Below are 12854 nucleotides of genomic sequence, written 5' to 3'. Positions count from 1 at the left end.
GCAGCTTGCTGGAGGGATAAAGAAATGAAAGCTTTAGTAAAAAAAGAACTAGGATTTGGGAACTTGGAAATAGTAGATGTGGAAGAACCGAAAGTCGGACCGGATCAAGTCAAAATTTTAGTGAAATACAGCGGAATATGCGGTACGGACATTCATACGTATGAAGGACATTACAAAGTGAAAGCCCCCGTTACGTTAGGCCATGAATTTTCCGGTGTAGTAGCAGAAGTCGGGGAGAATGTAACTGAATTTCAGGTAGGAGATCGGGTAACCTCTGAAACTACTTATTATATATGCGGAACATGTAAATACTGTCAGTCCGGTGATTACAATTTATGCAGCAACAGAAAAGGGCTGGGCACGCAGCAAGATGGAAGCTTTGCAACCTATTTGATTGCACGTAAAGAAAGTGTTCATAAGCTTCCTGAAAATGTAGATTTTCTATCTGCAGCGATGACGGAGCCGCTTGCATGTGCACATCATGCAGTTAAGAAAGCTACGATTCATCAAGGTGATGTCGTTTTAGTACTCGGCCCCGGTCCGATTGGTTTATTAGTCGCTCAAGTCGTAAAAGATTTAGGAGCTAAAGTTATCATAACCGGATTAAGCAATGACAAGCTGCGGCTGGAAAAGGCAAAAGAGCTTGGACTGGATTATGCCGTAAACATTCAAGAAGAAGACGTCAAACAATTAGTCAATGAATTGACGGATGGCTACGGTGTAGACGCAGTATTTGAATGTACCGGTGCTGTACCTGCTTTGAACATGGGGCTCGATTTATTGAAAAAGAAAGGCCAATTTGTACAGGTTGGCATTTATGCAAAATCTGAAATCCCTATTGATATGGAAAAAATTATTCAAAAAGAAATTGTATTTACCGGATCTCGCAGTCAAAAACCAAGCGATTGGGAGCCGTCTTTAGCCTTGATGAATGAAAATAGAGTAAATACTAAAACACTTGTAACACATCAATTCAACATTTCTGAATGGGATAAAGCATACGAAGCAATTAAAAGCGGCGATGCAATTAAAGTTATTTTAACTCCTGTTCATGAATAATCAGTTGTTCCCCACCGCATAGCAGGTGGGGATATGTCTCATGTAAGTCTTGGCAAAGGGGAAGAAGTAAAGTATTGACAAACATGTCAATAAGAAGGTGAAAAAATGATTGAGAGCATCATAGATTTTATTCTTGGACCGTATGGGAGAATGGTCAGCGATTTTTATATTGAACATCAATTTATCATAAATTCAATCGTGTTGGCAGTTGCATTTTACAAGCTTTTCAAAAATAAATCTAAAGGTGTTCGTTCGGAGCAAGATATGAAGGTTCATAACGAAAATTAAACCATGCGGGAAAGGGAATAGGAAATGAAAGCACTAAAACTTTACGGAAAACGAGATCTGCGGTTCGAGGATGCTAGTGAACCAAGGATAGAAAATGAGAACGACGTGATCATTAAAGTAAAAGCAACAGGCATATGCGGTTCAGACATTTCAAGATATGCAAAACTGGGACCTTACGTACAAGGGATGATTTGGGGACATGAATTTTCCGGTGAAGTGGTAGAAGTTGGTCCTTCTGTCTCTCATGTAAAAGCAGGAGACAGGGTTGTCGGCTGTCCTGCTTTATATTGCGGTAAATGTGAAAGCTGCAAAAAAGGGATTTTGTCCCAATGTGAAAGCTTGCATGTTATTGGAGCCTTACAGCCGGGATCCTTTGCCGAATATGTGAAATTGCCTAGTGAAAATGTGCTTTTAATACCGGACGAGATAAGCTATGACTCCGCTGCTTTGATTGAGCCGTCATCCGTTGTCGTACACGGGCTTTACCGGACATCGTTGCAGCCGGGTGACAGCGTTGCTGTCATGGGATGCGGAACTATCGGGCTTCTCGCAGTCCAATGGGCAAAAATTTTTGGAGCAAGTGAAATCTTTGCGATTGATATCGATGATCAGAAATTAAATATTGCCAAAGAAATGGGAGCGGATTTTACGATTAATCCTCTTGAAAAATCGGCATATGATCAAATCATGGAGCTGACGAATGGAAAAGGAGTAGACATTGCTGTAGAATCAGCGGGATCCCCTGTAACTTCCGCCCAAGTTTTTTCATTAGCGAAAAAGAGAGGGCAGGTTGTATTTATGGGAATTCCATACGGAGACGTCCTAGTCGAAAGATTTTACTTTGAAAAAATCGTCCGAAACGAATTAACCGTATTAGGATCTTGGAATGCCATATCGTCTCCGTTTCCGGGAAAAGAATGGAAAACGACCATCGATTGTATGAGAACCGGAAAAATAAACGCTGAGGCGCTGATCACACATCGCATCACGTTAGAGGAAGGACCGAAAATGTTTGAAAAAATTTTAGAAAAAAAAGAGTTCATCGGCAAAGTATTGTTTTATCCGGAAATTAGGCTTTAATTTTCAGCCGCTGTTTGAGCTATGCGGAAAGCTTATTCTTGCCATTTGAACTATTGTTACCTGCTTGGAGCTTCATTTGCAAAATATACAAATGAATAAAAACAGCTGAACAAAGTCTAGCCTTCCTTATTTGGGAGGCATTCAGACTGTCGGCGAATGCTTTCATCCAGCGTCACTGGCCTCGTCCGCTCATGAACTTTTTTGGTTCGATTCGCATCTTCCCTAAAGATCAGTTCCTTGTCTGCCAAGCGTTTTTAAGACAGACTAAGGTGGAAAAAATCGAAATGAATAGACGCTTAGATGGTAGGGCTGTCCAAAAAGTCAGGGTTAACTGACTTTTTGGAGCCATTCATTTGGTACAGTCAAAATATTCCGTTGGAGAGGTGCCCAAGTTAACTGACTTTTTGGCGCCACTTCATTTTAGGGATTTATCGGACAAACCATTTTTTCCTATCTTGTTTAATCCTTCAGAAGTCTTATGAAGGATTTTTCTGATGTTCTCTTTCTGAATTACGTTCTTCAAAAGTTTTATGATGGACATTCAGCACATACAATTGCTTCTTGTTGGACTTCATTGCCTCTATGAAGGACATTTACAAATTTTATTCGATTATTTTTGTCCTTCACAGTAGTATTCCTCCCCAATCCTTCATTTTAGGAACCCATCGGACTGTCATTTTTATATAGAGAATTTTGTTTGAATTTGCTCTGTACACTCCTTGATAACCATCCCTGTCATTATGCAGTATGTCAATCTTTCGTTTGTTTTGTCACCATAAAAATAATGGCTCATCTTTCAATACATAAGTGCTGCGTTTTGCCTTGCCAATCCATTCAAGAGGTGTTTGTGGATTTTTGGACAGCTGGATTTCATGCTTTAACTCTTACCTTTGATTGAAAATTGCCATATCAACCTTGATTTTTATTCTGAATATTTATATTAGCGATGCGGCATGAATGAGATGTTCTTTGGATAGATAATTCAAACGTTGATCATGGATTGTTTAACATTCGATCACAATTGGTAACAGGAATTGAAAAGGGGACATTGAAGAAAAATAACATGGCAATTCAAAAAACTTCCTAGATTTTTTTAAAACAGGAGGCATTGGTTGTGAAAGTTTTTCGTTTTCCAGAAAATCCACTGATTGCTCCGGACGATGTAAAACCTTTTCACCGTGGACATGAAGTAATAGGAGTTTTTAATGCTGGTGTTGCCCAGTTGAACGGCGAAGTGCTTTTATTGCTGCGCGTTGCTGAACGTCCTGTCTGTACTGATCCAAATGTCGTGAAAATTTCTTATATCGATTTTTCTTCAGGAAAAGGAAAGCTGAAAGAGATGGAATTGCAAAAAAATGACAAAAGATATGATTTTTCTGACCCAAGAATGATTTTTTACAGTGATTCCATGCATAGAGCTGCCTATGTCACATCTTTATCTTATTTTCGACTTGCCCGCAGCAAAGACGGACGGAATTTCACCATTGATGATAAACCTTTCATGTATCCGGAAACTGAACGTGAAGCATGGGGAATTGAAGACCCAAGAATTACTAAGATTGGTGCATCTTTTTACATTCAGTACAGCGCAGTGTCGCCTGAAGGCATTGGAGTGGGGCTTGCCTCAACAACTGATTTTAAAACATGCAGGCGGCTAGGGTTAATTTTTCATCCTGAAAACAAAGATGTGGCCATTTTTCCTGAAAAAATTAATGGCAAGTACTATGCGCTGCATCGACCTGTACCGAAAGGAATCGGCAGACCGGAAATATGGATTGCTGAATCGGACAATCTTTTATATTGGGGAAATCATCGGCATTTGCTTAGTCTTAGCGAAAAAGGATGGGACAGCTGCCGCATTGGCGGGGGAGCAGTTCCGTTTAAAACCGATAGAGGCTGGTTGGCTATTTATCATGGCGCTGATCAAAACGACTGCTATTCTTTAGGTGCTTTGCTTCTAGACTTGAATGATCCTGGGAAAATGTTAGCTAAGACGGAGGAACCCATTTTAAAGCCTGAAGCGGATTATGAAATGAACGGATTCTTCGGTCAAGTTGTATTTACATGCGGAGCTTTGACGGAAAATGGTACAGTTCGGATTTATTATGGTGCATCGGATCAATCGGTTGCAGGTGCGGAAATTTCTCTTGAAGAAATAATGGAAAAACTTTGAAAATGTTTTATTTGAAATAGGGCAGGGCATATAAATAATTTGCTGATCTTTGTAAATGATATAATTGACGAAATACTTTTGTTATGTAAAATAATTAAAAGAATTCTTTTGAAAAGGTAAATAATATGATGAATCCATTTGTAAAATATTTTTCCCCCGTTACACATCATTGTCAAGCATCATTGGAATTGAATATGATAAAACATCAGAAAATCTTTGCTAGAAACAGAAATGCAAAAGTGTGGAGGGAGCTTTTGTGCGGTTGGAGAAAACGGGCATTAAGTCAAGCGCTAAGCTGCTAAAAGAATTTGAAAATGCTCCTCAGCCGATCAATCCACAAAAGTTAATTTTCAAAGGTGTAGGAAATAGGGACGTATATAATATCTCGGCGCCGTTTTTAGATGATGGGGAACTTGTCATAGCTGGTAGAGTAGAGCCTCGAAACAGCGAGCATTCAGAAGTATATTTCTTTGTAAATCGGGATGGAAAGTGGATTCCGAAAGAAGGAGCGCCGAAATTTCAGCTGCAGGATCCGTTCGTGACGAGAATTGGCGGAGATTTAGTTTTTGGCGGAGTTGAAATTTTTCCGCATCCCACTTTTAAAAGCTCACTTTGGTGGAGAACGCTTTTTTATAAAGGGAAAAATATTGCAGATTTAGAAAAATTCGCTAAAGGTCCTGAAGGCATGAAGGATATCAGAGTGATTGAATTAAAAGACGGATCAATTGGAGTGTTGACAAGGCCTCAAGGCGAGAAAGGCGGTCTCGGCAAAATTGGGTTTATCCGAATACCGACTCTTGATGATCTTAATCCCGAAAATCTCGAAAAAGCCACGCTTTTAGAGGGCCAATTTACGGATGAAGAATGGGGAGGAGCAAACGAACTGCATTTGCTTTCTAACGGTCTGATTGGTGTGCTCGGACATATAGCAAGCAAAGATGAACAAGGGAACCGCCATTATTATCCGATGGTGTTTGTATTAGATCCTGATACAATGAAATTTTCTGATATGGAACTCATTGCAACGAGATCCCATTTTTTGAAAGGCGCTGCCAAGCGGCCTGACCTTGTCAATGTAGTTTTCAGCGGCGGTTTAATCAGAAAAGGGGATGGAACAGCTGATCTATATGTAGGCACCAGCGATGCAGAAGCGCAAAAAATTACCATTGCTGATCCGTTTGTGAAGTATGAAAAATAAGGAAGATTGCAAAATAAAAGGTTCATTATCAAAAGGCGGGGGTGACAAATTTCCTTCCCGTTTCTAGGCGGATACGAAAGAAAAGATGTGCGTTGTTTCGGTATCCATCCCCCCTTTTTGATGAGTTTTATTTTATTTTTTCCAAAAGCAAATGGGACAAAGAATGCATGGAGGTGCTGCTTGGGTTGGAAAAACAGCAGGCACTTCATCAGAAGGCATAGAAACCATAAAAAAGATGGTAATGGCAGCATAGATTTGATAAATTAGTTTGTCTAGTCAACAATTACGATACCAGAGTTTTCGCTTTTTTATACCTATTAATGGAAAAATTATTCATTTTTATATTAACAACCCCAAGTATGGTGAGAAATAAAGCCCAGATTATCCACATGGAATGGAATAATCTGGGCTTTGTAATTTTCTTAAGCCTTTATTTGTACTTTATCATTCAGCTCTCTATTCGCTCCATCTTTTACAGACCAAATAGCTATGAAGCTGATCAATGCAGCGAAAATAATATAAATGGCAACAGGAATGTAGGAATTGTTAAATTCCACTAATAAAGCGGTTGCAATTAACGGTGCGGTCCCTCCGGCAACTGCAGCCCCAAGCTGATAGCCTAGAGATATTCCCGTATATCGAACTTTGGCCGAAAAAATTTCTGAAATCATTGTGCCGAGAACTGCATTCACAGATCCCCAAATAACGCCTAGGCCGATCACCGTTGCTAAAATTAATAAAAACACCGAATTTTGTTGAAGCATCCAAAAATATGGGAACGCATATAAAATAGTGAGTATAATTCCGCTAATATAAATCGTTTTTCGTCCGATTCGATCTGATAAGCTTCCGACGAGCGGAATGACGATTGTAGCTACGATAGAGCCTATCAGTACAGCATTTAATGCATCTGTATTATCAAAATTCAAAGTTGAAGTGGCATACGATACAATAAACGTACCAAATATATAAAACGGTGCAGTTTCCACGACTTTTGCACCCATCGCAATTAAAACCTCTTTCCAATGGTAGCGAAGAGTGTCTACCAATGGAATTTTAGCAACCTCTCCTTCTTGTTGAGCTTTTTTAAAGGCAGGCGTCTCATCAATTCCTTTTCTAATCCACAGCCCGAAAATTACAAGCAATGCACTTAACAGAAATGGAACACGCCAGCCCCATGACATAAATTGATCATGCGGCAAAAGTGACATAATTGAAAGGGCAAGGGTGCCTAAAATCAATCCTAAAGAAATTCCCATTTGAGGTACACTTCCAAAAAAACCTCTATTATTTTTTGAAGCATATTCAACAGCTAGTAAAACAGAGCCTCCCCATTCTCCGCCAAGAGCTAAACCTTGTATGAAACGCAACAGAGTCAAAAAGATAGGAGCCCAAATTCCGATCACTTGATACGTAGGCATTACCCCCATGCCAAATGTGGCAATTCCCATTAAGCTAAGGGTTAAAACCAATGTTTTCTTTCTTCCTAACCTGTCGCCAATATGGCTGAAAATAATTCCGCCAACAGGTCTGAGGAAAAACGCTAAAGCAAAAGAAGTATAGGCAATTAATAATCCGACTGTAGGGTCTTCATTAACAAAAAACAATTGGTTAAAAACTAATGATGCAACTGTTCCATAAAGAAAGTAGTCAAACCATTCAATCGCACTTCCTACTAAACTGGCAATCAATATTTTCCATTTACCCTTGACCATGGCTTTCTCCCCTTCTTCAAATTTTTCGTTATAAAATCGAATTGTTTAAACGCTTTCATTTTCACGAAGCTTTCAGTTCATTTAGAGCTTTGTCCGCCTCCTTTCATTTTATTAAATTTTCTGACAACAGATAAACAGGTCATCTGATGACCGGAAAATAGAAATATCTTTTTTTATATTAACATAAATGACATTTTTGTAAAAAGTATCTTTTTAAAAAAATTCCATTTCACGAATTATTTAACTAAATACCTGTAGATGAGCAATTTTCATAACAATAATTACCATACCAAAAGAGACAAACGGAGTACCCCTTATGCCACATGGAGCTGTTTTTTAACGACATCAATGGGAATATCTTGCTTCGCTGCATGGTAAATGAACTCGACGAGACTATGCCCTTTCTTCGTTCGGAGAAGATCAAGCCCAGTAGAGAAATCCCGGTTGGACTCGACCATACTGTACACATAAGCGAGTTGCACCAAGATCCAATACCGTTTCACCGCACGACGTTGACGAACGCGGTACCCATCGAGCTTCAGCTGGTCTTTCGCTTGTCGAAAAAAGCATTCGATCGACCAACGCTGGGCATAGTAGCGCAAGATCTCTTCATCGCTTAGCTCCCGGTCGGTGCTCAAGACGCAGTGAAGATGTTCAGGTGTCATCGGCTGATCGGCTTTCCAAGCCAACAACACAACGGCATCATCGAGACCTTTCAGCGATCCCTCGTAGCGATACACGCGATAACGCTCTTCTCCCACCGTGACGAGATGGGTGTCGTTCGGTTCGATATAGCGGGCAAACTGTTTGGCTTGGATGGCGATGCCTTTCGGATAGAGAATCCGGTTCGTTTTGAGCATCGCGATGACGTGAAATCCTTTTTTCAGACAGGCTTCCACGAGCGCTTGCGATGGATACCACGAATCCATCAGCACATAAACGGGACGGCGTACATCCAAAGAAGAAAGCATCTCGATCGCGAGTTCCCCCTTGCTTTTCCCAGCCGCCTTGTCGTAGAGGCGGAACGCAAAGGGAAAAGCCTGGGTCATCGTATGAACCATGAGCCAAACAAGAGAATGTCCCCAGATCGACTTTTTCTCTGTGTGAGAATAGTGCCAATCACACCCTTGAATGGCGTGCGTTGCCCGTGACGAAGGCTTGATTTTTTGGCAAATCGTATCATCGATCGAAACAAAAAGGGGTTGATTTTTCTGTTTGGCGATCCGTTCGACACGATGAAGCATCCATTGCTGGAGTTTGCCAAGCAGCGTCTCTTCATCCCAAGGGCTTTTCGTGAAAAAATGGCTGAGTGTCGTTCGATGATTGGGGTGAAAGCTCCAATGATGAAGATCGGTCAACGTTCCAGAAAAGCCTTTCGTGATCATCGCATCCACGATATGAACGAGATGCTTCATGACAGGTTTTGAAAAATAAAGTGCCAACCCCAACATCGTGAAAAACTTGTGGATTCCTTGATGATGTGCTAATCTATTCATGAGACATGAACCTCCTTGTGTGAATGGTTTGTTGGCACATCTATTCTAACCAAGGAATCGGGTTCATGTCTCCTTTTTTGTTTCGATGTAAATTTATGTTAGTGATTTTGCTCATCTACTGTAAATACGTAAAAAAAAGCAGATCATCCAACGTCCGATCTGCAAATAAAAACTAGCATCCATGACTGCTGAATGCTTTAAGAAAACGATTTGATTATTTCAGCACAATCATCAGCAGCGAATGAAATATAACAGAAAAAGCAGCCCATTGAAAAAGAGTGCGAGCCTCCTCAGCCTGGAGCTAAAGGCTGACCTTAGAACGGCTTGAATGAATCATTATTTATCTAGGTTTCAGCAAGCAGCAGTTTAAGGACTCACATTTTATGTTTTCAAAGAAAAAAAGCGCCTCCGTGGAGAACGCTTTTTTCTTTGAAAAGATTTTTTGGAAAGGAGTGTTTCCGATGGTCAATGTTTGAAATTAGCAATTCACTTTCGCATCACTTCTTGATTTATTAAATTGGGCGGACATAATCCTTTCAGCCCCTTTATTAAATTTTCCGTCGCCAGTTTTGCCATTGCATACCGCGTTTCATAAGTTGCTGAGCCGATATGCGGTAATGTGACGACATTATTCATTTTTAACAGAGGGTGATCTTTCGGGACAGGTTCTTGTTCAAATACATCAAGCCCGGCACCTAAAATGAGTTTGTTTTGGAGCGCGTAAATAAGGTCTTTTTCGTTGACGGTCTGGCCCCTTGAACCGTTGATGAAAATGGCGCTTCGTTTCATCAATTGAAATTGTTTTAGCCCGATTAAATGCTTTGTTTCTGATGTTAACGGCGTCATAAGGCAGACAAAGTCTGATTGTTTTAGTAAGTCCTCAAGCTCGCAATAGATGGCATGAAATTGTTCCTCTGCCTTTTGATTGCGGGATCGGTTATGATATAAAATGTTCATGCCAAAACCGAAATGTGCTCTTTTGGCAATGGCGGTGCCGATTTTCCCCATGCCAATAATCCCAAGTGTTTTATGATGAACGTCAACACCAAATAAATTTTCTCCAATCGGGGCTTCCCATTTGCCTTCTTTTACGTAACGATCTAACTCCGCCATTCTTCTAGCTGTTATAAGGAGCAGCCCAAAAATTGCATCAGCCGTTGTTTCATTTAAAACATCAGGTGTATTGGTTGCCATAATGTTTCGTTTCGTTAATTCCTGAATGTCTAAATTGTCATATCCAACCGAAACATTGCTGACAATTCGCAATTTTGGAGCTTGCTTTAAAAAATGCTGATCGATTCGCATTCCTGCGCCAATCATCCCTTCAGCGTCATGTAAGTCATGCAAGAATATAGAATAGTCTTCACTGTCGGGGTAATATTTGATCTCACATACTTGTTTCAAGCTGTTTAAAATATCTTCAGGCAATTTTTTATATACTATCACCTTTGGTTTCATGTTTTTATCCTCCAAACATATATTTTACATCAAGGCGGAATCTATTATGGAAGAAATTGTGCTGCACGTATTCTAAAGGTGTCTTTTATGTGAGAAAAATGGAAGTAAGCGATTGACCGATCTAAAGTTGAGCATGGAGATTTTCCCAATTTATCTAGTAAAACAAAGAAGGTTATCAAGGCTGCTTGTCCACAAAACCTCTGTTGATTTTGCAATTTACCTCTTAACGGCGCGTTAATAATACAGGCTGCGAGCTTTCCCGCTTTTGGATCAGTTTCATAACATCTAATACAAGTTTGTCGGAGCACAGTTATAAATGGGCGCAGCGATTCAAACGTCTTGGACGAGTTTGTCTGTTTGCTGAAAGGATGATTTTCTCACTAGGTAGTGTCCCTGTCAGCTGAAAACAACTTAAAACCTAAAAGCGCTCTTCTCCGTAATCAGGACTTCTGGACATTTAGCACTATTTCATGCGTTTTTTTCAATACGTTTTCGGCAATTTCATGACCTTCAATTTTTCCTCTGTGTGCTGATTGAGAAGCAGCAATTTGTCATTCATAGATTGAAAGATACTATTTTTCAAAAATCGGTTCTTTCTACTAAATTATGTTAGTTCATTCGGAGGATGCATTTATGATCCACCCATATTATAATCAATCTGGATAATGATGGGATAGGAGGAATATTCATAATGAAAAAGAACTTCATAATAGGTGCAATAGCTGTTGTCTTAATACTTTTTGCTTTTGCTAGTTTTGGAGCAGTTCCGAAAAAAGCAGCAGGTCTTTCTCTTTTTCAATACAAAAGCGGCTATTTTACCAATTATGTCGAAACGCCAAGCTATCAAGAAAAGTGGACGAGCAGCACAAAAAATGTCTCCATCTCATACGGACGCATTGAAGCTTCAAGTGCAGCAAAAGGAACATTTAAGCTGTATATACAAATTAAACAAAATAATAAAGGAAGCTGGAAAACGATCAAAACGATCAATGCTAACAAAAACGGCACAACCCGTTTCGATTCACCGAAATTTTCACCAAAAGATCGTTACAGATTCAAGCTCGTTAACGAAGGAACCAAAAAGAAAGTTACGTATAAATTGACATGGGCAACAACAGGAACTAAGAAGTGATGAGGAAATATATTTCTTCATCACTTTTTAGTTGATGAAAACTATCCGCCGCCCAATATTTTGCGAACACAACCGTAGAATATTGAGAAAAGAAGCCAGCCTTTTAATCTAGTTAAGTCGAGGTCTTCTCTCGATTTCAATTTTAAGTCCTTGTGCCACTATAATAGACATGAATTCCAAACAAAAATTCTCTTCGGTGTGCATTTATTTATTTGGCTGCGGTCTGCCAAGCTGATCATCAATCGGATATTCAGTTTTTAGTATCTTAATAAAATTCGCTGCACTTTTAGACAGGTACCGATTTTTTTCGAAAATTATCGATGCTTCAGCTGTAATGGATGAATCCTCAATTTCCAGCATTTGAATGTTTGGAATTTGAAAATTGGAAACGGCAGATTTTGGGACAATCGTTGCACCTACACCTTCTGCAACTAATGATAAAAGAATCGTTACATCAGGACACTCGCATAAAATTTTTGGTTCAAATCCATGCCGCGCGCATTCATTCACAACCATTTCATACTGGCCTTTCCCGCTGATTCGGTGTAATAGAAGCAAAGGCATTTCTTTTATATCTTTCATTTGAATAGAATGATGTTTATAATTCCAATGCTGCGGGATGACGGCCACATATGGATCGCTTGGCAGTTTTATTGTTTGATATTCATCGGTATCAATGGGCAATCGTATAATCCCTACCTCTATTTCTCTGCTTTTTAAAAATTCACTGATTAAGAATGTATCTCCTTCTCTTAAATGGAATTTGACATTGGGGAATTTCTCAAGAAGCTTCCGCATTGTTTTGGGTAAATAGGAAAAGCATGATTTCACACATCCTATTGATAATGTGCCTTTCGTTCCATCGTTTATTTCTTGGACTTCCAAAATCATATCATTCAATTGATGAAGGAGCTGTTTCGTTTTTTTGTAGAAAATTTTCCCGGATTCCGTTAATTCAAGTTTTTTTCCGTTCCGTTCTAATAAAATGACTCCAAGCGTTTCCTCCAATTGCTTCAACTGATGACTTAAAGGCGGCTGCGCCATATGCAGCTTTTTCGCCGCGCGTGTAATTTGTCCTTCCTCGACAATCGCTGCAAAATATTTCAGCTGTTTAATGTCAATCAATCTGATCACCTCATGTGAAGGTGCATATTTTTTTTATATACAAAACCAATTTTTTTCATATTTTTCATATATGATATCATATGTTATATTATTTTTGAAGATTCAAAAAAGTAAATCGAATTGTGGATGA

General features: G+C 39.5%; 10 protein-coding genes. 6 read left to right on the top strand and 4 right to left on the bottom strand.

The window, feature by feature from the left end; genetic code table 11:
* The first annotated feature begins 24 nt into the window (after positions 1-24).
* The 5 genes from NSU19_RS17910 to NSU19_RS17890 all read left to right on the top strand — a co-directional run bounded on the left by NSU19_RS17910 (position 25) and on the right by NSU19_RS17890 (position 5798).
* Positions 25-1059, top strand: a complete 1035-nt coding sequence (locus NSU19_RS17910; RefSeq protein ID WP_063388865.1) for a zinc-binding dehydrogenase — start codon at positions 25-27, stop codon at positions 1057-1059.
* Positions 1060-1164: 105 nt separating this feature from the next.
* Positions 1165-1347: a hypothetical protein gene (locus NSU19_RS17905; RefSeq protein WP_066251194.1), complete on the top strand. Its 183-nt coding sequence runs from the start codon at positions 1165-1167 to the stop codon at positions 1345-1347.
* A gap of 24 nt (positions 1348-1371) precedes the next feature.
* Positions 1372-2427: a galactitol-1-phosphate 5-dehydrogenase gene (locus tag NSU19_RS17900; RefSeq protein ID WP_066251196.1), complete on the top strand. Its 1056-nt coding sequence runs from the start codon at positions 1372-1374 to the stop codon at positions 2425-2427.
* Between the two features lie 1114 nt (positions 2428-3541).
* The gene (locus tag NSU19_RS17895; RefSeq protein ID WP_327848109.1) at positions 3542-4600 is read left to right on the top strand and encodes a glycoside hydrolase family 130 protein; all 1059 of its coding nucleotides are present in this window, start codon (positions 3542-3544) and stop codon (positions 4598-4600) included.
* A 256-nt stretch (positions 4601-4856) separates the two neighbouring features.
* Positions 4857-5798, top strand: a complete 942-nt coding sequence (locus tag NSU19_RS17890; protein WP_063388861.1) for a DUF1861 family protein — start codon at positions 4857-4859, stop codon at positions 5796-5798.
* 422 nt (positions 5799-6220) lie between these two features.
* Here the strand turns inward: NSU19_RS17890 and NSU19_RS17885 are convergent, their stop codons facing one another.
* The 3 genes from NSU19_RS17885 to NSU19_RS17875 all read right to left on the bottom strand — a co-directional run bounded on the left by NSU19_RS17885 (position 6221) and on the right by NSU19_RS17875 (position 10467).
* Positions 6221-7513 carry an MFS transporter gene (locus NSU19_RS17885; protein ID WP_063388860.1) on the bottom strand — a complete coding sequence of 431 codons (1293 nt, stop codon included), beginning with the start codon at positions 7511-7513 and terminating at the stop codon, positions 6221-6223.
* A 314-nt stretch (positions 7514-7827) separates the two neighbouring features.
* Positions 7828-9009 carry an IS701 family transposase gene (locus tag NSU19_RS17880; RefSeq protein WP_339192808.1) on the bottom strand — a complete coding sequence of 394 codons (1182 nt, stop codon included), beginning with the start codon at positions 9007-9009 and terminating at the stop codon, positions 7828-7830.
* Between the two features lie 486 nt (positions 9010-9495).
* Positions 9496-10467 (bottom strand): D-glycerate dehydrogenase, encoded by a 972-nt coding sequence (locus NSU19_RS17875; RefSeq protein WP_339197777.1) that lies wholly within the window; start codon positions 10465-10467, stop codon positions 9496-9498.
* Between the two features lie 691 nt (positions 10468-11158).
* Here NSU19_RS17875 and NSU19_RS17870 point away from each other — a divergent pair.
* On the top strand, positions 11159-11599 hold the full coding sequence (locus NSU19_RS17870; RefSeq protein ID WP_339197774.1) for a hypothetical protein: 441 nt from the start codon (positions 11159-11161) through the stop codon (positions 11597-11599).
* A gap of 204 nt (positions 11600-11803) precedes the next feature.
* On the opposite strand, the gene NSU19_RS17865 is transcribed toward NSU19_RS17870, so the two are convergent.
* On the bottom strand, positions 11804-12724 hold the full coding sequence (locus NSU19_RS17865; RefSeq protein WP_063388857.1) for a LysR family transcriptional regulator: 921 nt from the start codon (positions 12722-12724) through the stop codon (positions 11804-11806).
* Positions 12725-12854 lie beyond the last annotated feature (130 nt).

It is taken from the genome of Aeribacillus sp. FSL k6-2211, assembly GCF_037966125.1.
GTDB classification, from domain to species: Bacteria; Bacillota; Bacilli; order Bacillales; family Aeribacillaceae; genus Aeribacillus; species Aeribacillus composti.
This window is presented reverse-complemented; position numbering and strand designations above follow the sequence as displayed.

What these genes read in the sequence shown, in the direction of transcription:
- NSU19_RS17910 (WP_063388865.1), top strand. Translation starts at nt 25, where the DNA reads ATGAAAGCTTTAGTAAAAAAAGAACTAGGATTTGGGAACTTGGAAATA.
- NSU19_RS17905 (WP_066251194.1), top strand. Translation starts at nt 1,165, where the DNA reads ATGATTGAGAGCATCATAGATTTTATTCTTGGACCGTATGGGAGAATG.
- NSU19_RS17900 (WP_066251196.1), top strand. Translation starts at nt 1,372, where the DNA reads ATGAAAGCACTAAAACTTTACGGAAAACGAGATCTGCGGTTCGAGGAT.
- NSU19_RS17885 (WP_063388860.1), bottom strand. Translation starts at nt 7,513, where the DNA reads ATGGTCAAGGGTAAATGGAAAATATTGATTGCCAGTTTAGTAGGAAGT.
- NSU19_RS17880 (WP_339192808.1), bottom strand. Translation starts at nt 9,009, where the DNA reads ATGAATAGATTAGCACATCATCAAGGAATCCACAAGTTTTTCACGATG.
- NSU19_RS17875 (WP_339197777.1), bottom strand. Translation starts at nt 10,467, where the DNA reads ATGAAACCAAAGGTGATAGTATATAAAAAATTGCCTGAAGATATTTTA.
- NSU19_RS17870 (WP_339197774.1), top strand. Translation starts at nt 11,159, where the DNA reads ATGAAAAAGAACTTCATAATAGGTGCAATAGCTGTTGTCTTAATACTT.